This window comes from Herbiconiux sp. FW305-C-125, assembly GCF_058783455.1.
The window spans coordinates 16,921-37,923 of record NZ_JBYSYO010000016.1; the positions used below are offsets into that span (position 1 = coordinate 16,921).

The 21,003-nt window shown below is 72.6% G+C and carries 18 protein-coding genes; 14 read left to right on the forward strand and 4 right to left on the reverse strand.

The features are described from left to right. Positions 1 to 132 precede the first annotated feature (132 nt). The 6 genes from AC3WLB_RS23330 (at position 133) to AC3WLB_RS23355 (ending at position 6,617) form a co-directional block, all read left to right on the forward strand. Complete coding sequence (locus AC3WLB_RS23330; protein ID WP_492510231.1) at positions 133 to 891, forward strand: NUDIX hydrolase; 759 nt, start codon at positions 133 to 135, stop codon at positions 889 to 891. Next, positions 888 to 2,183 (forward strand): quinolinate synthase NadA, encoded by a 1,296-nt coding sequence (gene nadA / locus AC3WLB_RS23335; RefSeq protein WP_492510233.1) that lies wholly within the window; start codon positions 888 to 890, stop codon positions 2,181 to 2,183. Before AC3WLB_RS23330 ends, nadA begins: the two co-directional genes overlap by 4 nt. Then, entirely contained in the window at positions 2,180 to 3,952 is a 1,773-nt protein-coding gene (nadB, locus tag AC3WLB_RS23340) for an L-aspartate oxidase (protein WP_492510235.1), read from the forward strand. The genes nadA and nadB overlap by 4 nt, the downstream gene beginning before the upstream one ends. After that, positions 3,952 to 4,809 carry a carboxylating nicotinate-nucleotide diphosphorylase gene (gene nadC, locus AC3WLB_RS23345; RefSeq protein WP_492510237.1) on the forward strand — a complete coding sequence of 286 codons (858 nt, stop codon included), beginning with the start codon at positions 3,952 to 3,954 and terminating at the stop codon, positions 4,807 to 4,809. Before nadB ends, nadC begins: the two co-directional genes overlap by 1 nt. Next, on the forward strand, positions 4,806 to 5,948 hold the full coding sequence (locus tag AC3WLB_RS23350) for a cysteine desulfurase family protein (protein WP_492510239.1): 1,143 nt from the start codon (positions 4,806 to 4,808) through the stop codon (positions 5,946 to 5,948). Before nadC ends, AC3WLB_RS23350 begins: the two co-directional genes overlap by 4 nt. Positions 5,949 to 6,077: 129 nt before the next feature. Next, the gene (locus AC3WLB_RS23355) at positions 6,078 to 6,617 is read left to right on the forward strand and encodes a hypothetical protein (RefSeq protein ID WP_492510241.1); all 540 of its coding nucleotides are present in this window, start codon (positions 6,078 to 6,080) and stop codon (positions 6,615 to 6,617) included. Between the two features lie 138 nt (positions 6,618 to 6,755). Here AC3WLB_RS23355 and AC3WLB_RS23360 read toward each other — a convergent pair whose 3' ends face one another. Both AC3WLB_RS23360 and AC3WLB_RS23365 read right to left on the reverse strand, forming a co-directional pair. Further along, positions 6,756 to 7,472: a metal-dependent transcriptional regulator gene (locus AC3WLB_RS23360; RefSeq protein WP_492510243.1), complete on the reverse strand. Its 717-nt coding sequence runs from the start codon at positions 7,470 to 7,472 to the stop codon at positions 6,756 to 6,758. Between the two features lie 12 nt (positions 7,473 to 7,484). After that, entirely contained in the window at positions 7,485 to 7,904 is a 420-nt protein-coding gene (locus tag AC3WLB_RS23365; RefSeq protein WP_492510245.1) for a PPOX class F420-dependent oxidoreductase, read from the reverse strand. Positions 7,905 to 8,016: 112 nt separating this feature from the next. Here AC3WLB_RS23365 and AC3WLB_RS23370 point away from each other — a divergent pair, with 112 nt between their 5' ends. Both AC3WLB_RS23370 and AC3WLB_RS23375 read left to right on the forward strand, forming a co-directional pair. Further along, on the forward strand, positions 8,017 to 9,363 hold the full coding sequence (locus AC3WLB_RS23370) for an Nramp family divalent metal transporter (protein WP_492510247.1): 1,347 nt from the start codon (positions 8,017 to 8,019) through the stop codon (positions 9,361 to 9,363). A 71-nt stretch (positions 9,364 to 9,434) separates the two neighbouring features. After that, entirely contained in the window at positions 9,435 to 11,513 is a 2,079-nt protein-coding gene (locus AC3WLB_RS23375) for an O-antigen ligase family protein (protein WP_492510249.1), read from the forward strand. A gap of 25 nt (positions 11,514 to 11,538) precedes the next feature. Here AC3WLB_RS23375 and AC3WLB_RS23380 read toward each other — a convergent pair whose 3' ends face one another. Then, a complete protein-coding gene (locus AC3WLB_RS23380; protein WP_492510251.1) occupies positions 11,539 to 12,264 on the reverse strand; it encodes a GntR family transcriptional regulator in 726 nt (241 codons plus the stop codon). A 67-nt stretch (positions 12,265 to 12,331) separates the two neighbouring features. Here AC3WLB_RS23380 and AC3WLB_RS23385 point away from each other — a divergent pair, with 67 nt between their 5' ends. After that, entirely contained in the window at positions 12,332 to 14,413 is a 2,082-nt protein-coding gene (locus AC3WLB_RS23385) for a transketolase family protein (RefSeq protein WP_492510253.1), read from the forward strand. On the opposite strand, the gene AC3WLB_RS23390 is transcribed toward AC3WLB_RS23385, so the two are convergent. Then, entirely contained in the window at positions 14,394 to 15,593 is a 1,200-nt protein-coding gene (locus AC3WLB_RS23390; protein ID WP_492510255.1) for an ROK family transcriptional regulator, read from the reverse strand. The genes AC3WLB_RS23385 and AC3WLB_RS23390 overlap by 20 nt on opposite strands. A 165-nt stretch (positions 15,594 to 15,758) precedes the next feature. Here AC3WLB_RS23390 and AC3WLB_RS23395 point away from each other — a divergent pair, with 165 nt between their 5' ends. The 5 genes from AC3WLB_RS23395 (at position 15,759) to AC3WLB_RS23415 (ending at position 20,995) form a co-directional block, all read left to right on the forward strand. Further along, positions 15,759 to 16,802 (forward strand): substrate-binding domain-containing protein, encoded by a 1,044-nt coding sequence (locus tag AC3WLB_RS23395; RefSeq protein WP_492510257.1) that lies wholly within the window; start codon positions 15,759 to 15,761, stop codon positions 16,800 to 16,802. 64 nt (positions 16,803 to 16,866) lie between these two features. Continuing rightward, entirely contained in the window at positions 16,867 to 17,910 is a 1,044-nt protein-coding gene (locus AC3WLB_RS23400) for an ABC transporter permease (RefSeq protein WP_492510259.1), read from the forward strand. Then, positions 17,907 to 18,704: an ATP-binding cassette domain-containing protein gene (locus AC3WLB_RS23405; RefSeq protein WP_492510261.1), complete on the forward strand. Its 798-nt coding sequence runs from the start codon at positions 17,907 to 17,909 to the stop codon at positions 18,702 to 18,704. The genes AC3WLB_RS23400 and AC3WLB_RS23405 overlap by 4 nt, the downstream gene beginning before the upstream one ends. 51 nt (positions 18,705 to 18,755) lie before the next feature. After that, entirely contained in the window at positions 18,756 to 19,523 is a 768-nt protein-coding gene (locus tag AC3WLB_RS23410) for an SDR family NAD(P)-dependent oxidoreductase (protein ID WP_492510263.1), read from the forward strand. Continuing rightward, positions 19,520 to 20,995 carry an FGGY family carbohydrate kinase gene (locus AC3WLB_RS23415; RefSeq protein WP_492510265.1) on the forward strand — a complete coding sequence of 492 codons (1,476 nt, stop codon included), beginning with the start codon at positions 19,520 to 19,522 and terminating at the stop codon, positions 20,993 to 20,995. The genes AC3WLB_RS23410 and AC3WLB_RS23415 overlap by 4 nt, the downstream gene beginning before the upstream one ends. Positions 20,996 to 21,003 lie beyond the last annotated feature (8 nt).

A 21,003-nucleotide genomic window follows, 5' to 3' on the forward strand; every position in this document is an offset into this window, starting at 1 on the left:
CCGTGCGGTGCGTCGCTATCTCGGGTTATCAAGCTAACCCGAGATAAGGACGCGCCTATCGCAGCTTGCGTGGTTTTGGTGCGAACGACATTAAGGGTTATAGTCAGAACAACCTTTAGATCGGAGAGCGCGATGACCGCGAACGACGCCGGCGTGACACTTGCCGTCTCGACGGTCATCTTCGCGCTCCGGCCCGACCGGCCGACCGCGCTGCCGTCGCTCTGGGTGCCGCTCGTGCGGCGCATCCGGCCGCCCTATCAGGGGCACTGGGCGCTGCCCGGCGGGCCGCTGCGAGCCGACGAAGACCTCGAGACCTCGGCCGCCCGCACCCTCGCCGCGACCACCGCGCTCGCGCCGAGCTACCTCGAACAGCTCTACGCGTTCGGCACCCTCGACCGCTCGCCGCTCGACGAGCGGCCCGGCGAGGCGCCTGAGCCGCGCGAACGGGTGGTGTCGATCGTCTACTGGGCCCTGGTGAACTCGGCGGAGGTCACGCAGTCGGCCGGCAGCAACTCGAGCGAGAACGTCGCCTGGTTCTCGGTCGACGATCTGCCACCGCTCGCCTTCGACCACAACTCCATCGTCGAGTACGCCGTCTGGCGGCTGCGCAACAAGGTGGAGTACAGCCGCATCGCCCACGCCTTCCTCGGCGAGACGTTCACCCTCGCGGCGCTGCGCGAGGTGCACGAGGCGGTGCTCGGCCGCTCGCTCGACCCGGCGAACTTCCGTCGCCAGCTCGAATCGGCGGGCGCCATCGTGCCCACCGGCGACGTCGTCGCCGGCACCCGCCACCGCCCGCCCAAGCTCTACCGCTACAACAGCGCCCTCGACCCGCTCGCCCGCGGGCCCGTCGGCGCATCACCCCTCCGCGAGAAAGCCGCACTCTCATGAACACTCCCGCGACGATGTCGGTCGACACCGAGATCCAGCTCATCGTGGCCGGCGACCCCGCCGTCACCGCCGAGGCGTGCACGCCCGACCTCGCCGACGGCCCGTGGGTGTTCGACGCCCTCCCGATGCCCTCCTACGGGCCGGGCGCCTCGATGGCCGACCCCATCCCCGCCGAGGCGCCGCGCCAGGGCCAGCTGCCCGAGGAGTACAAGACGGCGTCGAAAGACGAACTGGATGCGCGCATCCGTGCCGCCAAAGAGACGCTCGGCGACCGCGTCGTCGTTCTCGGCCACTTCTATCAGCGCGACGAGGTGGTGCAGTACGCCGACTTCGTGGGCGACTCGTTCCAGCTCGCCAATGCCGCGCTGACCGTGCCGCAGGCCGAGGCGATCGTGTTCTGCGGGGTGCACTTCATGGCCGAGACGGCCGACATCCTCGCGAAGCCGTCGCAGTCGGTCATCCTGCCGAACCTCGCGGCGGGCTGCTCGATGGCCGACATGGCCGACATCGACTCGGTCGAGGAGGCGTGGGCGCAGCTGCAGGAGATCTACGGAACCGAGCCGGATGCCGAGGGCCGGGTGCCGCTCATCCCGGTCACCTACATGAACTCCTCGGCCGCCCTCAAGGGCTTCTGCGGCCGCAACGGCGGCATCGTCTGCACCTCGTCGAACGCGGCCACCGTGCTGGAGTGGGCGTTCGAGCGCGGGCAGCGGGTGCTGTTCTTCCCCGACCAGCACCTCGGCCGCAACACCGCCAAGGCGATGGGTGTGCCGATCGAGCGCATGCCGATGTGGAACCCGCGCAAGCCCCTCGGCGGTTCGAGCGTCGACGAGCTGGTCGACGCGCAGGTCATCCTGTGGCACGGGTTCTGCTCGGTGCACAAGCGCTTCTCGGTGGCGCAGATCGAGAAGGCCCGGGCGGAGCACCCCGGCGTGCGCGTGATCGTGCACCCCGAGTGCCCGATGCCCGTGGTCGACGCCGCCGACGCGGCCGGGTCGACCGACTTCATCGTGAAGGCCATCCAGGCGGCACCCGCCGGGTCGACCTTCGCCATCGGCACCGAGATCAACCTGGTGCAGCGCCTCGCGAACGAGTACCCGCAGCACACCATCTTCTGCCTCGACGACGTGATCTGCCCCTGTTCGACGATGTACCGCATCCACCCCGGCTACCTCGCCTGGGTGCTCGAGGAGCTCGTGGCGGGCCGGGTCGTCAATCAGATCACGGTCGGCGACGACGTGGCGGTGCCGGCGCGCGTGGCGCTCGAGCGGATGCTCGCGGCCCGCCCATGAGCGCCGATGCAGTCGGCCGCGGGCCCGGGGCGCGGCGGATGCGCGTGGTCGTCGTCGGCAGCGGTGTCGCGGGGCTCGTGACCGCGTTGACGCTGGGCGAGCGGCACGACGTCACCGTCGTGACGAAGTCGACGATCGACGAGGGCAACACGCGGTACGCCCAGGGCGGCATCGCCGCTGCCGTGATGCCCGGCGACAGCGTGGAGTCGCACATCGCCGACACGCTGGCCGCCGGCGCCGGGCTCAGCGACCCCGAGGCGGTGCGGGTGCTCTGCACGGAGGGGCCGGCGCGCATCCGGGATCTGATCGCCTGGGGCGTGCAGTTCGACCGTGCGGCCGACGACCCTGACGCGTTCGACGCCGGGCTCGAGGGAGCGCACTCGTTCCACCGCATCCTGCACGCGGGCGGCGACGCCACCGGCTTCGAGGTCGAACGGGCGCTCGTGCGTGCGGTGCGGGCGACGGCGGTGCGGATGCTCGAGCACACGTTCCTGGCCGAGATCGTGGTGCGCGACGGGCACGCGACCGGTGTGGTGGTGCTGCGCGACGGCCGCGCCGAGACCCTCGAGGCCGATGTGGTCGTGCTGGCGAGCGGGGGGATCGGGCAGCTCTACCCGCACACCACGAACCCCGCCGTGACGACGGGCGACGGTGCTGCGGCGGCCTTCCGCGCCGGCGCTGTGCTCGCCGACGTCGAGTTCGTGCAGTTCCACCCCACCGCGCTCGCGGTGCCGGGGGCCTTCCTGGTGTCGGAGGCGGTGCGCGGCGACGGCGCCGTGCTTCGCAACGCGGCGGGGGAGCGGTTCATGGTGGGCGAGCATCCGCTGGCCGAACTGGCGCCGCGCGACGTGGTCGCCAGAGCGATCGCGACCGAGATGGAGCGCACCGGTGCGCCGGTCGTGCTCGACGCCACCGCGATCGGGGCCGAGGAGCTGGAGCGGCGGTTCCCCACGATCTCGGCCGCGAGCCGCGAGCACGGCTTCGACTGGGCGCGCGAGCCGGTGCCGGTGGCGCCCGCGGCGCACTACTGGATGGGCGGGGTCGCCACCGACCTCGACGCGCGCACCTCGGTGCCCGGCCTGTTCGCGGTGGGCGAGGTCGCGTGCACAGGGGTGCACGGGGCGAACCGGCTGGCGTCGAACTCGCTGCTCGAGTCGCTCGTGTTCGCGCACCGCTGCGCCGCCGCGATCGACGCGGACGCGGGGCGCTCGACCGTCGCCGGTGGCACCTGGGCCGGACTGCCGAACTCGGTCGCGCTGCTGTCGGGCACGCGCTCAAAGCGGGCGCGGCGCGGTGAGACCACCGAACCCACCCGAGCCGAGCTGCACGCGCTCATGTGGCGCGCCGCCGGCGTACACCGAGACGCCGCCGGGCTGCGCGACGCCCGCGACGTGCTGGCAGGCTGGGAGCTCTCGCTCGACGAGCGCTCGCCGGTCGACCGCCGCGAGACTGCCAACCTGCTGCAGCTGGCCCGCGTGCTGGTCGACGCCGCGCTCGCCCGCGAGGAGTCGCGCGGCGCCCACTTCCGGGCCGACCACCCCGCCACCGAGCCGCGCTTCGCCCACCACCTCACGGCCCACGGGCCGGCGGGAACGCGTTCAGACCTTCCCGCGCCGGCGCTCGCATTCGCGTCTGCGCCCGATGCCGCCAGCGCCTCCGTGCCCCGCTTCTCTCGCGTCCCCACCGCTCCGACCGCATCGCCCGCCTCGGCAACCGGCACGCTGGAGTCCGCGCTCGCTCCCACCCCCGACGAACAGGTTCCCGCGTGATGCTCACCGCCCAGCTCATCGACGACGTCGTCACCCGAGCCCTCGCCGAGGACGCGCCCTGGGGCGACATCACCTCCGAGCTGCTCATCCCCGAAGACGCCGAGGTCGAGGCCACCCTCGACGCGCGTGAGCCCGGCGTGTTCAGCGGCGGGGCGGTGTTCGCGGCGGCGATGGCGGCGGCCGACCCGCGCATCCGCACCACCCTGCACCAGCCCGACGGTGCGCCGTTCGAGGCCGGCGCCGTGCTCGCCACGGTCACCGGCCCGGCCCGCGGCATGCTGCGCGGCGAGCGGGTGGCGCTCAACCTCACGCAGCGCATGAGCGGCATCGCGACGCTCACCGCCGAGTACGTCGCGCGCGTCGCGGGAACGGCTGCGCGCATCGTCGACACCCGCAAGACCACGCCCGGGCTCCGCGCCCTCGAACGCGCCGCGGTGCGCGACGGCGGCGGCCACAACCACCGTTACTCGCTGTCGGACGCCGTGATGGCGAAGGACAACCACCTCGCGGTGCTCGCCGCCCAGCACGGCGGCGACGTGACGGCGGCGCTCCGCTCGGTGCGGGCACGGATGTCGCACACCACCCACCTCGAGGTGGAGGTCGACCGCCCCGACCAGATCGAGGCGGTGCTCGCCGCCGGCGTCGACACGATCATGCTCGACAACTTCAGCCTCGACGACCTCCGGGCAGGCGTCGTGCAGGTGGCCGGCCGCGCACTCGTCGAGGCGAGCGGCGGGGTGAACCTCGACACGGTGGCGGCGATCGCGGCCACCGGCGTCGACATCATCTCGGTGGGCGCCCTGACACATAGTGTGCGCTCGCTCGACCTCGGGCTCGACATCGGCTTCGCGCCATGATCTACCTCGACGCCGCCGCGACGACCCCCGTCAAGCGCGAGGTGCTCGAGGCGATGTGGCCCTACCTGACCGGTGAGTTCGGCAACCCGTCGAGCCATCACGGCGTAGGCGAGTCGGCGTCGCGGGCGCTCGCCGACGCCCGCCGCACGCTCGCCGAGTGGCTCGGCTGCCGGCCCGCCGAGGTCGTCTTCACCTCCGGCGGCACCGAGGCCGACAACCTCGCGGTGAAGGGGATCGCGCTGGGGAACCCTCGGGGCCGGCACGTGGTGCTGAGTGCGGTCGAGCATCCGGCCGTCGTCGAATCGGTCGAATTCCTCGAGCGGGTGCACGGGTTCGCGGTGTCGGTGGTGCCGGTCGACCGGTACGGGCAGGTCGACCCGGATGCGTTCGCCGAGGTGCTGCGCCCCGACACGACGCTCGCGACGGTGATGACGGCGAACAACGAGATCGGCACGGTGCAGCCGATCGCGCGGCTGGGCGAGATCGCGCGGGCCGCCGGAGTGCCGTTCCACAGCGATGCGGTGCAGGCGGCGGGGTGGCTCGACGTCCGGCTCGACTCGCTCAGCGTCGATGCGCTGAGCATCTCGGGGCACAAGCTCGGCGCGCCCAAGGGCGTCGGGGCGCTCGCGGTGCGGCAACGTCTGCTGCTCGAGCCCGTCGTGCACGGCGGCGGCCAGGAGCGGGGGCGCCGCTCGGGCACCGAGAACGTGGCGTTCGCGGTGGGGCTCGCGGCGGCCGTGCGCGCGGCGTCACCGGCTCTCGTCGCGGCTGCGGCCGCCCGCACGAGTGCGCTGCGCGACGAGTTCATCGGTGTGGTGCTGCGCGAGGTTCCCGATGCGCGGCTCACCGGGCATCCGCAGCTCCGGCTGCCCTCGGTGGCCTCGTTCTGCTTTCCCGGCACGAGCGGCGAGGCGGTGCTCTTGCAGCTCGAGGAGCGCGGCGTGATCGTGTCGAGCGGCTCGGCCTGCGCGGCCGGCAGCGACGACCCGTCGCCCGTGCTGCTCGCGATCGGGCTGGCGCCCGAGGTCGCGCAGACGGCGGTGCGCTTCACGCTGACGCCCGACACGACGCGCGACGAGCTCGCCGCCGCCGCGCACGCGCTGCGCGAGTCCGTCGCTGCGCTCGCGGCGCTCCGCTGACCCCGCGCGCACCTCGCCTCGCCCCTCCCCGCCCCTCGCGGGTGGGCGCGGGCATCGGTTGGGCGAAGCCTCGGTGAACGACTGGTGGCTGAGGGTAGGAGGGATGACGGCGCGGCTTAGCATCGGAGCATGTCCGATCCGAATGCGTCTGGGACGGACGGGCTCGCGCATGGACGGGCGGCGACCGGAGTGGCCCTGGCGGCAGCGACGCATGGCGGCGAAGGCGGTGCGGTCGTATCGCCCACGGGCCAGAACCCGCCGTCGGACGGGGCGGTGGGTGACGCGGTCGGGTCGCGGGGTGCCGGGCCGGCTACGGCCGCGGTGGATGTTCGTGCCGCGCGCTCGGCGCTCGACACGGTGACTCGCTCTGCGACCGCGCGCGCGACCTTCGTGGCCGCCTACGACGGACCGGGCGAGGCCGTGGGCGTGCTCCGCCAATACCTCGCTCGCGTCGACGACCCGGCCGCCCGCGACGCCGACCGGGCCCGCATGACGGAGCTGGCCCGCACCGCGTTCGCCCGCCCCGACTCGAAGGCCGACCGTCGTCGGGCCGATGAGGCGCTCGCCGTCTTCCACCGCGAGGACGCCACCCGCGCCGCCCAGCTCACCGGTCTCGCGCGCGCCCTCGCGGCCCTCCGGGCGTCGGACGCCGACCCGCCCGCACCCTGACCCTCAGCGCGCTCCATCGCTCGCGCGTTCTGGGCTCGCGGGATCGTCCCGTCGCCAACCTGATCTGCAGCGCGGCCAATCCAGCTCGGACTCCGGTCTCGCGCCCTCAGCGCGTCGCGCCGCCAGCAGCGGGCGGCATCACGCGCTCAGCCACACCGCCTCGGGAGCCGACACCTCGACCACCTCGAGCACCCGCTCCGGCCCATCGCCCAGCACCTCAACGGCCCGCGCCGCGCCCGCACCGGCGCCCGCGCCGAGCACCCGCACCCGTGTGCCGGGCCCGACCCCGCACCCCGCGAGGTGCCGCAGCAACGCCGGATCGCGGTCCGCGATGCGCACCACCCGTCCTTCGTGGCCGGGCGCCGCATCCGTCAGCTGCACCGCCGCGAACACCGGCACCTCGCCGGTCGCCGTGGGGATGGGATCACCGTGCGGGTCCTGCGCCGGCCGCCCCAGCCGCTCGTCGATCGCGTCGAGCAACCGGTCGCTGATCGAGTGCTCGAGCACCTCGGCCTCGTCGTGCACCTCGTCCCACTCGTATCCCATCTCGCGCACGAGCCAGGTCTCGATCAAACGGTGCCGGCGCACCACGCCGGTGGCGCGCATCCGCCCCTCCTCGGTCAGCGTCAGCGGACCGTACGGCACATGCGCCAGCAACCCGCCCGCCGCGAGCTTCTTCACCATCTCGGTCACCGACGACGGCGCGACCCCCAGCCGTGCCGCGAGCACCGACGGCGTGATGGGGTCGGGCTGCCACTCGGTGTGCGCGTAGATGGTCTTGAGGTAGTTCTCGGCCGCGACATCCCGGCCCGCGACGAAACGGGGGGCACCGGATGCGGATGCTGGGCTCGACATGACCGCTCCAGCCTAGGCCGTGCCCGCCGACTGCGGCCGCCCCGAGCGCGGCAGCACGAGGCCGGCCGACCCCATCGCGCGGGTGACGTCGATGGCGATGACGACGCGCAGCGGATTCTCGCGCGGCTGGCGGTAGCGCACAGCGTACCGGGCGACCGCGTCGGCCACGGAGGCGGGATCGTCGAGGATGCGCGCCCGCCCGCTCAGCGTCACCCAGCGTCCGCCGTCGAGCTGCGACACGCTCGCGCGCGGGTCACGCCGCACGTTGAGCACCTTCTGACTCGGGCCGTTCGTGATGATGCGAACCGTCTCCCCGTCGAAGGTGAACCCGACCGGCACCACGTGCGGCGAGCCATCCGCCAGCAGGGTCGACAGCGTCGCGAGGTGACGATCGCGCACGAATTCCATGCCCTCGTCGGTCAGCAGCTCCATCCCGCCAGTATCGCAGCGAGCGGATGCACCGACCCGTCACGTGTGGTTGGAATCGGCCGCTCATACCAACCACACGTGACGGATCGATAGCGCTGCTGTGCTACTTTTAGGCATGCCTAAAAATGCGACGGCGCCGCGGGTGGGGCGGGCAGGCGACCCTGCCGGCGCGCGGCCCCGCTGGTGGCACGCGCTCGCGCTGTTCGGGCCGGCCTTCGTCGCCTCGATCGCGTACGTCGACCCCGGCAACGTCGCCGCCAACCTCACCTCGGGCGCGCAGTACGGCTACCTGCTGGTGTGGGTGCTGGTGCTGGCGAACGCGATGGCGGTGCTGATCCAGTTCCAGTCGGCCAAGCTCGGAATCGTCACAGGCAAGACCCTGCCCGAGCACGTCGGCGCGCGCACGCGACGCTGGGGGCGCCGGGCGTACTGGGTGCAGGCCGAGATCGTCGCCGCAGCGACCGACATCGCCGAGGTGCTGGGCGGCGCGATCGCGCTCAACCTCCTGTTCGGCGTGCCCCTCGTGCTCGGCGGGCTCATCGTGGGCGTCGTCTCGCTCGCCCTCCTGCTCGTGCAGAACGCCCGGCGGCAGCGCACCTTCGAGTTCCTCATCATCGGGTTGCTCGCCGTCATCGCCTTCGGCTTCCTTGCCGGCGTCTTCGTCTCGAACGTCGACTGGCCCGCCGCCGCCGACGGCCTGGTGCCGCGCTTCGACGGCGCCCCCACCGTGCTCCTGGCCGCCAGCATGCTCGGCGCGACGGTCATGCCGCACGCCATCTACCTCCACTCGGCGCTCGCGCGCGACCGCCACCACGTCGAGTTCGCCGCCCTCGCCGAGACCACCGACTTCACGAACGCGCCGTCGGTCGCGCCGCAGCTCGACGTGTCGGCGCCGCGGCTGCGCCGGCTGCTGCGCGCCACCCGCGCCGACGTCGTGATCGCGCTCGTGCTCGCCGGCGCCGTCAACATCGCGATGCTGCTGCTCGCCGCGTCGAGCCTGCGCGGGGTCGACGGCACCGACACGATCCCGGGCGCCTACGCCGCCATCCAGAGCGCGCTCGGGCCAGTCATCGCGACGATCTTCGCAATCGGTCTCCTCGCCTCGGGCCTCGCGTCGACCTCGGTGGGCGCCTACGCCGGATCGGTCATCATGAAGGGCCTGCTCCGCGTTCGCATTCCGGTCGTGGCGCGCCGGGTGGTGACGCTCGTGCCGGCGCTGATCGTGCTCGGCGCCGGCATCGACCCGACCTGGGCGCTGGTGCTCAGCCAGGTGCTGCTGAGCGTCGGCATCCCGTTCGCACTCATCCCGCTCATCCGGCTCACCGGCGACCGGGCGCTGATGGGCGAGTTCGCCGACCGGATGCCCGTGCGCATCGTCGCGTGGACGGTGGTCGCTCTCATCGTCACCCTCAACGTCGTGCTCATCGCCCTCACCGTCACCGGCGCGGGCGTGGCGGCCTGACCGCGACGATCCAGCGCCTGCCCGCCCAAATGGGGGCGCGCTCGCGCGCGGGCGGAGCGTGTAGCGTTCTCGTGCGGCGCCACACCGCGCCGGCTGCGCGCCGCGGCGACGAGCACCGCACGGCACCGGGGGAGGCGACGATGGCAGCACGCGCATCCTCGCGCTCGCCCTCCCCCAAGCGTGCTCCGTCGCCCGCTGGGGCACCGCCGCGAAGCCGTCGCTCGTCTTCGGCGCCCGGCCGCTCCTCGACGCAACGCGCGAGCGGCTCGGTGGCCGAGCATCCGCGGGACCTCGCCTGGGCGCGGGCAGGGCTCTGGCTCGTGGTGGCATCGCTGATCGTCTTCCTGCCCGAGGCGATGACCCGCTGGTATCTGCCGAAGGACGCCGTTGCCGCCTTCGCCGTGGTCGCGGCCAGCCTCGCCCTCGGCGCCGGCCGGCTGCCGCGATGGTTCGTCGGCGCCCTCGCCGCTGTCGCAGCCCTCCTGCTCGTGGGCGTCGCCTTCTCCGACACCCCGTGGGCGGCGTTCTGGGGTCGGTGGCCCCGCTACGAGGGCGCGGTCACGCTTCCGGTCTACATCGGTGCAGCGTGGTTGGGTGCGCGACTCCTCGGCCCGGGGGCGAGCGCCGGGCGGCGGATGACCTGGCACACCGCCGTCGCCACCGCCTCCGTTCTGCTGGGCGTCGTGGGGGTGCTCGAGGCATTGGGGCTCCAGCCCATCCCCACGAACCTCGATCGGCCCGGTGCGCTGCTCGGCAGCGCCACCGATCAGGGCGCCGTGGGCGCCGCGTTCGCGCTCGTGCTGGCGCCGGTCGCAGTGCGGGTCGTGGTCGCGCGGGTGGCGGCGACACCCGCTCGCGGCAGCCGGCCGCGGGGTTCGGGCTGGCTGCTCCCCGTCGCCGGCGCGGCCGGAGGCGTGGTGTCGGTGGTGCTCTCGGCGTCGCGGGGTGCGCTGCTCGGCTTCGCGGCAGGCGCGGTGGTGCTGATCGTGCTCGAGGTGCTGCGGCTGCGCCGCGCCGCGCCGGCCCCCGTGTCGTGCGGCGTCGCGCGGATGCTCGCCATGCTGGGCGCATCCGTCGGCGGGCTGCTCGTCGTCGTGGCCGCGGCGCTCGCCCTCCCCGCGACCCGCGAGCGGCTGCTCGGCACCGACGCGTTCTCGGCGCAGAGCGTGTCCGACCGCGTCGCGATCTGGCGCGACGCGATCATCCTGCTCGCCCAGCGACCGCTCACCGGACTCGGCCCCAACTCCTTCGTCGACGCCGTGCCGGCGGTTCACGATGTGGCGTGGTTCGAGGTGGTGGGAAGCCAGACGGTGCTCGATTCGCCGCACAATGTGGTGCTCCAGGCCGCGCTCGGCGGTGGGGTGCTGCTGGCGCTCGCGGTGGTCGCACTGGGCGTCGCCGTGCTCGCCGTCGGCGCGCGCGCCTGGTGGCGCACCCTGCCCGCGCGCGGTGCGGCAGACGATCGCCGCGGCGATCCCGCACGAGACCGAGCGGGTGCGCACACCACCGTTCTGGCCGGCGCCCTCGCCGCGCTCACGGCACTCGCGGTGGCCCTCCTGACGAGCTTCACCGTGCCGGCGACGGGCATCCTGGGCGCAGTGCTGGCCGGCGTGCTGGTCGCGGCCCCCACCCGCTCGGCGGCCGACGGGCTGACGCAGCCGGCCGGCACACCGAGTGCGCCCCGACGGCGGGTTCCCGCACTCGTGCGCACCTCGCTGCTGGCGCTCTGGGCGCTGGCGCTCTGGGCGCTGGCGCTCACCATCACGGCGGTGGCCGAGATCCCGCTGCAGCAGGGCGTCGTCGCGGCTGCGAGCGGCGACGGCGCTGCCGCGCAATCCGCGTTCGACGTCGCTGCGACGCTGCGCCCATGGGACGCGGATGTCGCATCCATCGCCGCGCAATCGCTCGCGAACGCGGCGCTGCAGACCGGCGTCGACCCGGCGCTCGCCGCAGCCTGGGCGGAACGCTCGCTGACGCTCACGCCCGACTCCATCCCGTCGCTCCGGGCGCTGGCCGCCGCCCAGGATGCACAGGGCGACCTCACGGCCGAACTCGCAACCCTCGACCGCATCGTCGAGCTCTCCCCGGCCGACCCGGATGCCCGAGCCCTTCGCGACACGATCTCCGCCAAGCTCGTGGCGCAGCGATGAGGCGGGCGCCCGCGCGCGCCGGAGGTCAATCCACCGAGAGGCCGAAGGCCAACTGACTGCTGCCGGAGGCGAACGACGCGATGCCGTGCAGGAAGGGGCCGGCGGCGTCGAACACCGTCGACCGCGCGACCAGCACCGCGGCACCCACCTCGGCTCCGAGCGCCTCGGACTCGCGTGCGCCGATGGTTCCGAGCGACACGACGACGTCGTTGCGCTGCGGTGCGACACCGTACTCGGCGCGCAGGAACTCCAGAAGGCTCGCGTCGGTGAAGTCATGCGTCGCGATGGCCGGGAAGCGGTCGGCCGCGACGAAGCTCCGCGCGAAATGATGCAGCGACCCGTTCACGCTGCGACGTCGCTCGAGCGCCACGACGGGGGCGCCCGGCGCGAGGTCGAGCGCTGCGGCGATCTCCGGCCACGCCGGTGTCACGTGCTGCCGGTCGACCACCGAACGCACCGTTCGCCCCTCGGCACGTTGCTGCGTGTGGAACCCGGTGACTCCGCGCGCGAAGCGCTCGGGATACCGCACCACAGCGGTCGTGCCGGCGACGAAGGTGCCTCGCCCGTGCTCCCGCCGCACCAGGCCCGCGTCGACCAGCGCATCGACGGCGTGCCGGAGGGTGATGCGGCTCACGCCGTATTCGGCGCACAGCACCGGCTCGGCCGGCAGGCGTTCGCCGACCGGCAACGATCGCAGCCGTTCGGCGAGGGCCTCGCGAACGGCGACGTATTTCGCGAGTCCCGCGCGCATCCGTCACCCCCAGGCCAGTCGTCTTGATTCATTATGACGTCATGATGAGTCGCCTACCGTCGGTGCCATGACCTCGAACGACCGTGCCCACCAGAACACCCCTCGCAGCGATGCCGAACTCGACGCCGCCGCTATCGTGCAGGCCCGGCTGCTGGCCCTCGACGCGGTCGAGGAGGCGGGCTCGGGGCACCCTGGCACGGCCATCGCCCTCGCGCCGGTGGCCCACCTGCTGTTCCAGCGGGTGCTGCGACACGACCCCGCCGACCCCGGGTGGGCCGGACGCGATCGCTTCGTGCTCTCCTGCGGGCACGCCAGCATCCTGCTCTACACCCAGCTCTTCCTCACCGGGTACGAGCTGCCACTCGACGAGCTCAAGCGCTTCCGCGCCCTCGACTCGCTGACGCCGGGCCACCCCGAGTTCGGTCACACGCCGGGCGTCGAGACCACCACCGGACCACTCGGTCAGGGCTTCGCCACCGCCGTGGGCATGGCGCTCGCGTTCGCCCGCGACCGTGCCCGCTTCGCCCCCGGAGCCCCGGCGGCGATCGATCCGGAGGCACCGACCCCGTTCGACCAGCAGGTGTACGTGCTCGCGAGCGACGGCGACCTGCAGGAGGGCATCTCGGCCGAGGCCGGAGCGCTCGCCGGCCGCCACCGACTCGACAACCTCACCGTCGTCTACGACGACAACGACATCCAGATCGACGGCGACACGTCGCTCACGAGTGCCGAGGACACGGGGGCGCGATTCGCCGCGCAGGGTTGGCAGGTCGAGCACGTGGCGCTCGCGGCCGATGGCGACGTCGACCTCGCCCGTCTGGCGGAGGTGCTCGCCGCACCCCGGGAAGCCGGCAAGCCGCGGCTCGTCGTGCTGAAGTCGCAGATCGCGTGGCCGGCACCCAACGCCCGCAACACCGCGGCCGCTCACGGCGCTCCGCTCGGCGGTGCCGAAGCAGCGCTCGTACGCGAGGCTCTGGGGGCGAGCCCGGTTCCGTTCGCCCTCGACGAGAAGGCGGTGGCGCACGCGCGCCGTGCCCGGGAACGCGGCCGCGCTGAGCACGAGCGCTGGAGCGCTGTGCGCGCGGCGTGGGCGGAGGCCGATCCGGATGCTGCGGCCGCCGTCGATCGCGAGCGCCGCCCCCTCGGCCCCGACGATCTCGCCGAGCTCGCCGCCGTGCTGCCCCGGTACGAGGCCGGGCAGTCGGTGTCCACCCGGGATGCCTCCGGAGCGAGCATCCAGGCGCTGGCCGCGGCGCTGCCGGGCCTCTGGGGCGGTTCCGCCGACCTCGCCGAACCCAACCGCACCGCCATCGCGGACGCCGGCAGCTTCCTCCCCGAGTCGCGCACGGGCCGCAACGTGCACTGGGGTGTGCGTGAGCACGCCATGGCGGCGGCCCTCAACGGCATCGCCCTCGCCACCGGCCCGAGCCGGGCGCCGGCGTTCGCGGGCACCTTCCTCGTCTTCAGCGACTACCAGAAGCCCGCATTGCGTCTGGCCGCACTCATGCAGCTACCGGTCGTGCACCTCTGGAGCCACGACTCGGTCGCCCTCGGCAGCGACGGGCCCACTCATCAGCCCATCGAACATCTGGCAGCGCTCCGAGCACTGCCCGGGTTCGCCGTGGTGCGCCCGGCCGATGCCGCCGAGACGGGTGCGGCGTGGCTCGCCGTGCTGGAGCGGGGCCGGCCGGCCGGGATCGTGCTGGCTCGTCAGGCCGTGTCGGTCACCATGGCATCCGGCGCCGCCGTCGCGGAGGGGGTGCGGCGCGGCGCGCACGTCGTCGACGAGGACGACGATTTCACCGTGATCGTCGTCGCCACGGGGAGCGAGGTCGCGCTCGCGCGGGCGGCAGCCGCCGAGGCGCGCGCCAGCGGCAGCAGGGTGCGCGTGGTCTCCATGCCCTGCCGGGAGTGGTTCGACGAGCAGAGCGACGGCTACCGGGAAGAGGTGCTGCCCCGCGCCGTCACCGCACGCGTCGTGGTGGAGGCCGCAACACCCTTCGGGTGGCACGACGTCGCCGGTCCGGCGGGCGTGATCGTCGGCATCGACGGCTTCGGCCTGTCCGCCCCGGCCGATCAGGCGCTCGCGGCGCGCGGTATGACGGTCGACCGGGTGCGGGAGGCGATCCTCACGGTCGGGCGACGCTGAGCATCCGGTCGATGCGGTCGGGATCGAGCAGGGCGTCGGACACCAGGAAGGCGGCGCCGATCACGCCGGCCTCCTCGCCGAGGCGGCTCGGTGCGATGACGAGGTCTTTCGTGGCCAGCGGCAAAGAGCGCTGGTAGACGAGTTCGCGCACGCCCGCCATGAGCTGATCTCCGGCCTTCGCCAGCTCGCCGCCCACCACGATCACCTGGGGGTTGAGCAGGCTGGTGGCGAAGGCGACTGCCTCGCCCAGCATGCGCCCGGCCTCACGGATGAGGGCCACCGCATCCGGATCGCCTCGGCGGATGGTCGCGACCACGTCGCGGGCACTCGTCACGCCCGCGTACTGCGGGTTGCGGCTGCGCAGATCGCGGGCCAGCGCCCAGCCGCCGGCCAGCGCCTCCAGGCAGCCGTGGTTGCCACAGCGGCAGAGCGGGTCGCCGTAGCCCGAGACGTGCGCGTGCCCGATGTCGCCGGCCGCACCCAACGCTCCCCGGTTGATGTGCCCGTCGACGACGAGCCCGCTGCCGATGCCGGTGCCGATCTTGACGAACAGCAGGTGCGACTGCGTCGGCCAGTCGAGTCGTTGTTCGGCCAGCAGGAGCAGGTTCACGTCGTTGTCGACGTACACCGGCACGCCGAACTCGCGGGCGAAGTGCTCCTTGACGCCGTAGCCGTCCCAGCCCGCCATCACCGACCAGCCCACCGTGCGCCCGGTGCCGAAGTCGACGGGAGCGGGCAGCCCGACGCCGACGCCGGCCAGGGGTGCACCGCGCACCTCGTCGTCGCCGAGCAGGGTCCGCCCCGCGGCGGCGATGGCGGAGAGAACCGCTTGCGGCCCCTCTCCCACGGCCACCTCGAGCACCGTCTCGACGATGATGCTCGCCCGGAGGTCGGCGATCGCCACCCGCGTCCGCTCCTCCCCGATGTCGGCACAGAGCGTCACCGCTGCCCGAGGGTCGAACTCGAGTACGGTGGCCGGCCGGCCGCCCGACGACATCCGCCGGTTCGTCTGCTTCACCAGGCCGGCTTCGGTCAGAGTTCGCACGCGCTCGGCCACGGTCGGGCGAGACAACCCGGTCGCGGCCTCGATGGCCGACTTGGTCGTCGCCTCGCCCCGGATGATGGTGGCCAGCACCGCCCCCGGCCCCGCGTTGGTCGAGGGGATCTGCCTGTCGTTCACGTCTGTTCCATTCCCAGCGGCGCTGCTCAGACTCCGTGACCAGGAGTCTAGCTATGGTAAACCCATTTACATAACGAAGCCCCATAAGGTTTGACAAGCTGCATAAGTGATGGGAGGCTGGTGCCGATCACGCACCCTGCACCACAACGACGTAAGGAGAAAGCAATGACGCTTCGCAGCACATCGAGGGCGCGCCGCACGCTGCGCCTGGGCCTCGCATCCGCCGCCGTCCTGGCCACCGGTCTGGCCCTGACCGCATGTTCCGGGGGCGGCGACGCCGACTCCACCGCTGCGGCGGGCGACGGAGACGGCTACACCATCGGCATCGTCGAGCAGCAGCTCGCCAACCCCTTCTTCGCCAAGCTGCAGCAGGCCGCCAAGGCCGCCGCCGAAGACGCCGGCCTCGAGGTGATGACCGCCGAGTCGAAGACCGCCGGCGACTCCGCCACCCAGGTCGCCGCCATCGAGAACATGATCGCCCGCGGCGTGAAGGGCATCGTGCTCGACCCCGCGAACGCGAGCGCGCTCGTCGACGTGGTGCAGAAGGCGCGCGACGCCGGCATCCTGGTCGTCACCGTCAACACCTCGCTCGACCCGGTGGATGCCGCCGACGGCTCGTTCGAGACCGACAACCTCGCCGGTGGAGAGCTGATGGGCCAGTGGGCCAAGGCCGCCCTCGGCGACGAGCAGCCGCAGATCGCGATGCTCGACTACGACCTCTCCGACAAGACGGCGGGCGCCCGCCACGACGGTTTCCTCAAGGGCTTCGGGCTCACGGATGACTCGCCCGAGATCGTGGGCACCGCGCTCACGAAGGCGAACGTCGAGACCGGCCAGAGCGCCATGGAGAACCTGCTGTCGGCCCACCCCGACATCAACGCGATCTACACCATCAACGAGCCCGCCGCGCAGGGCGCCTACATCGCCATCAGCAACGCCGGCAAGCAGGATCAGGTGAAGATCACGTCGATCGACGGCTCCTGCTCGGGCGTGCAGAGTGTCGCCGACGGCGAGATCGGCGCCACCGTGATGCAGTTCCCGTCGAAGATGGGCGAACTCGCCGTGCAGGCGATCATGGACTACGTGGCCGACGGCACCAAGCCGAGCGGCGTGGTCGACTCCGGCACCACCCTCATCACCGACCAGCCCGTCGACGGCGTGGAGTCGGAGACGAGCGAGTGGGGCCTGCAGAACTGCTGGGGCGAGTAGCCCGACCGGCCGGCCGCGACGTGCGCGGCCGGCTCCCGTCCCACCCCGAACGAAGGAGCACCTGGTGAGCACCACTCCCGCCGGAGCCCGGCCCGCGGCCGCCGGGCCGCACGGCAGCCCCGGCCCCGAGCCGTCGACGCAGAGACAGGGCCTCCGCGACCGGTCGCGGGCGCTCTTCGCCACGCAGCTAGCCGGTCCGCTGGTGGCTCTCGTGGTGGCCGTGGTGGTCTTCTCGGTCGCCACCGACACCTTCCTGACGGCGCCGAACTTCTCGCTCATGCTGCAGCAGTCGGTCGTGATCGGCACGCTCGCCATCGGGCAGACGCTCATCATCCTCACCTCGGGCATCGACCTGGCCAACGGCGCCATCATGGTGCTCGGCACCATCGTCATCGCGCAGTTCGCCTCCGGCGGCAACGTGGTGGTGGCGCTGCTGCTCGGCTTCGTGCTGTGCGCGGCCGCCGGCGCCCTGAACGGCTGGATCGTCTCGCGCTGGAAGCTGCCCCCGTTCATCGTCACGCTCGGCATGCTCACCATCCTCACCGCCGCGGCGCGCCTGCTCACGAACTCGCAGTCGCTGCCGGTGGAACGAGGACTCCTCACGGTGCTCGGCCAGGGCCCGAGCTTCGGCGGCTTCACCGTCACCTGGGGCATGCTGCTCTGGCTCGGTCTCACGGCAGGCGTCGCCTACGTACTCGCCCGCACCGCGTGGGGCACACACGTCTACGCGGTCGGCGACTCGCCGAACGCCGCGAAGCTCAACGGCATCAAGGTGGGCCGGGTGCTCTTCTCGGTCTACGTGGTGGCCGGCCTCATCTACGCACTCGCCGCCTGGCAGGCCATGGGCCGCACCCCGATCGCCGATCCGAGTGCCTACCAGACGGCCAACCTCGACAGCATCACCGCGGTGGTCATCGGCGGCACGAGCCTGTTCGGCGGGCGCGGCGGCGTGATCGGCACCCTGATCGGAACGCTCATCGTCGTCGTGCTCACCAACGGACTGACGCAGGCGGGCATCGACTCCCTCTACCAGCAGATCGCCACCGGCGCGCTCGTCATCATCGCGGTGCTGGTCGACCAGATCGTGCGACGGAAGGAGCGGACATGACCGACGGGATCGTGCTCCAGGCGACCGGGCTGAAGAAGAAGTACGGGCACGTCACCGCCATCGGCGGCGCCGACTTCGAGCTCGCCGAAGGCGAGGTGCTGGCGGTGGTTGGCGACAACGGAGCGGGCAAGTCGAGCCTGATCAAGGCGCTCACCGGAGCACTCATCCCGGATGCGGGCGAGATCCGGCTGAACGGCGAACGGATGCAGTTCAAGACTCCGCTCGACGCCCGGCACGCCGGCATCGAGACCGTCTACCAGGAACTCGCCGTGGCGCCCGAGCTCGACATCGCCGCGAACCTCTTCCTCGGCCGTGAACTCCGGAAGCCGGGCATCGGCGGTGCGCTCTTCCGCAACCTCGACAAGGCCCGCATGCGCAAGGAAGCGGCGCAGCACATGGCCGATCTGGGCATCCGGGTGCAGTCCATCACGCAGCGGGTCGAGACCCTCTCGGGTGGTCAACGCCAGGCCGTGGCCGTGGCGCGCGCGGCGGCCTGGGCGAGGAACGTCGTCATCATGGACGAGCCGACCGCAGCGCTCGGCGTGCGCGAGACCGGGCAGGTGCTCGACCTCATCCTCCGGGTCAAGGAACGCGGGCTGCCCGTGGTGCTGATCAGCCACAGCATGCCCGAGATCTTCCAGGTGGCCGATCGCATCCACATCCACCGCCTGGGCCGCCGCGAGGCGGTCGTCGACCCCAAGGTCACCTCCATGCAAGACGTCGTCGCGGTGATGACGGGCGCCTTGCCGGGCACGGATGTCGCGTCGGCACTGCGCCTGCCCGCCACGCCCTGATCGCCCCGATCCACCGCCTGCACTGTCGCATCTAGCCAGAAGGAAAACAGCATGTCCATCTTCGAGAAGTTCTCCCTCGCCGGGAAGGTCGCCGTGGTCACGGGCGGCAATCGCGGCATCGGCCGGGGCATCGCCGACGGCTTCGCGGATGCCGGCGCCCAGGTGGTGATCGCGGCCCGCGACGAGGCCAAGTCGGCCGAGGCGGTCGCCGAGATCGAGGCCGCGGGCGGAGCGGCGGTCGCCATCGCCACCGATGTCAGCGAGCGCGACTCGCTGCAGGCGCTGCACGACGAGGTCGTCGAGCGCTTCGGCACCGTCGACGTACTCGTGAACAACGCCGGCATCGGCTTCCACGCCGACGCGCTCGAACTCGACGACGCCGAATGGCGGCGCCTGTTCGACACCAACCTCGACGCGGTGTGGAAGGCCAGCCAGATCTTCGGCCGCACCATGACCGCGAACGGCTCCGGCACGATGGTGAACGTCGGTTCGATGTCGGGGCTCATCGTGAACCGTCCGCAGTGGCACTCGCCCTACGGCATCTCCAAGGCGGCGGTGCACCACCTCACCCGCTCGCTGGCGGCCGAGTGGGCGACCAAGGGCGTGCGCGTGAACGCGATCGCTCCCGGCTACGTGCAGACCGAGATCGCGTCGACGGAGTACGAGGACTACCGCCACTACTGGCGCGACGAGGTGCCGATGCAGCGGTACGGCTCGGTCGAGGAGATCGCTCCCACCGCCCTGTACCTGGCGTCAGAGGCGTCGTCGTTCATGACCGGCTCGGTGATCGTGATCGACGGCGGGTACACCCTGTGGTGAGTGGCCCAGCGGGCCAGGCGGCCGACGCGGGGCTCGGCCGCATCGCGATCGGTTTCGATGTCGGTACGAGTTCGGTCAAGGCCACCGCTCTCACCGAGTCCGGCCGCGTCTTCCTCGCCAGCTCGTCGCCCTACCCCACCGCCATCCCGTTCGAGGGTGCCGTCGAACAGGACCCCGACGACTGGTGGCGCGCCGTCACGGAGGCCGCTCGGAGTCTGCTCGCCGACCTGGTCGCCGCCGGAGCGGTGATCGGTCCCGACACCACCACCATCGGCCTCACCGGCCAGATGCACACGAGCGTACTGCTCGGGGAGTTCGGCGAGGTCGTGCATCCGGCGTTGCTCTGGAGCGACAAGCGGGCCGTGGCCGAGTGCCGGATGCTGCAGGATGCAGTGCCCGACTACGTGGAGATCACCGGCAACACCCCGATGCCGGCTTTCACGGTGGCGCACCTGATGTGGCTGCGCCGGCACCGACCGGAGACTTTCGCGCGGGTGCGCCTCGTGCTGAACCCGAAGGACGACATCCGCCGCCGGCTCGGCGCCGGCGTCTCCACCGAACCCGCGGACGCCTCGGCCACCGGCCTCTTCGACACGCGCTCCGGGTCGTGGTCGGCGGAGGTGGCTGCGGCAGCCGATGTCGATGCGAGCATCTTGCCGGCGGTGCTGCCCTCGCACGCCGTGAGCGGTGTCGTCACCACGACCGGCGCCTTCGACGACGAACTGCTGGGCCTGCTCACCGGCGTGCCCGTGGTGGGCGGCGGCGGCGACCAGGCCACCCAGGCGGTGGCTCTCGGCGTGACCGCACCGGGGACGCTCGGACTGTCGCTCGGCACTTCTGGGGTGGCCTTCGCGGGCGACGGCGCGCCCCGGGCCGGCGCCTTCCGCCACTCCTACGACGACGTGTGGCTGGCGTTGGACTCCACGCACGCGGCGGGCCTCTCGCTCACCTGGCTGGCCGGCATCACGCGATCCTCGGTGGCGCAGCTCACCGCGACGACGGCCGGTGCGCGCGACTCGCCCATCTACCTGCCCTACCTCCAGGGCCACCGCGAGGCGGCGGGCGGTGCGCCGGGCTCGTTCGTAGGGCTGACCGCGCAGCACACCGCGGAACACCTCGCCTACGCGGCGATGGAGGGCGTGGCGTTCGAGCTGGCCCGCCTCGGCGCGGCGATCGGCGGACTGCCCACGGCTGACGGCACCGTGCGTCTCGGCGGGGGCGGCGGCCGCAGTGCCCGCTGGCGCACCGTCATCGCGACGGCGCTCGAGAGCACGGTGGTGTTCACCGATCGTGACTCCTCCTTCGGCGCGGCCGTGATCGCGGCCGAAGCCGCGTCGTGGGCGGACGAATTCGCCGCCGCCGACACCGCGTCAGCCGAGCTCGCGGAGCCCGATGCGCGCCTCGTGCCGCTGGTGCGCGATCGGCACCGCCGGTTCGTGCAACTCTCCGAGGCGCTCAGCGCCGTCGGCTGACCGGCCGG

Coding starts and splice junctions, on each gene's coding strand:
- AC3WLB_RS23330 (WP_492510231.1), top strand. CDS start 133: ATGACCGCGAACGACGCCGGCGTGACACTTGCCGTCTCGACGGTCATC.
- nadA (WP_492510233.1), top strand. CDS start 888: ATGAACACTCCCGCGACGATGTCGGTCGACACCGAGATCCAGCTCATC.
- nadB (WP_492510235.1), top strand. CDS start 2,180: ATGAGCGCCGATGCAGTCGGCCGCGGGCCCGGGGCGCGGCGGATGCGC.
- nadC (WP_492510237.1), top strand. CDS start 3,952: ATGCTCACCGCCCAGCTCATCGACGACGTCGTCACCCGAGCCCTCGCC.
- AC3WLB_RS23350 (WP_492510239.1), top strand. CDS start 4,806: ATGATCTACCTCGACGCCGCCGCGACGACCCCCGTCAAGCGCGAGGTG.
- AC3WLB_RS23355 (WP_492510241.1), top strand. CDS start 6,078: ATGTCCGATCCGAATGCGTCTGGGACGGACGGGCTCGCGCATGGACGG.
- AC3WLB_RS23360 (WP_492510243.1), bottom strand. CDS start 7,472: ATGTCGAGCCCAGCATCCGCATCCGGTGCCCCCCGTTTCGTCGCGGGC.
- AC3WLB_RS23365 (WP_492510245.1), bottom strand. CDS start 7,904: ATGGAGCTGCTGACCGACGAGGGCATGGAATTCGTGCGCGATCGTCAC.
- AC3WLB_RS23370 (WP_492510247.1), top strand. CDS start 8,017: ATGCCTAAAAATGCGACGGCGCCGCGGGTGGGGCGGGCAGGCGACCCT.
- AC3WLB_RS23380 (WP_492510251.1), bottom strand. CDS start 12,264: ATGCGCGCGGGACTCGCGAAATACGTCGCCGTTCGCGAGGCCCTCGCC.
- AC3WLB_RS23385 (WP_492510253.1), top strand. CDS start 12,332: ATGACCTCGAACGACCGTGCCCACCAGAACACCCCTCGCAGCGATGCC.
- AC3WLB_RS23395 (WP_492510257.1), top strand. CDS start 15,759: ATGACGCTTCGCAGCACATCGAGGGCGCGCCGCACGCTGCGCCTGGGC.
- AC3WLB_RS23405 (WP_492510261.1), top strand. CDS start 17,907: ATGACCGACGGGATCGTGCTCCAGGCGACCGGGCTGAAGAAGAAGTAC.
- AC3WLB_RS23410 (WP_492510263.1), top strand. CDS start 18,756: ATGTCCATCTTCGAGAAGTTCTCCCTCGCCGGGAAGGTCGCCGTGGTC.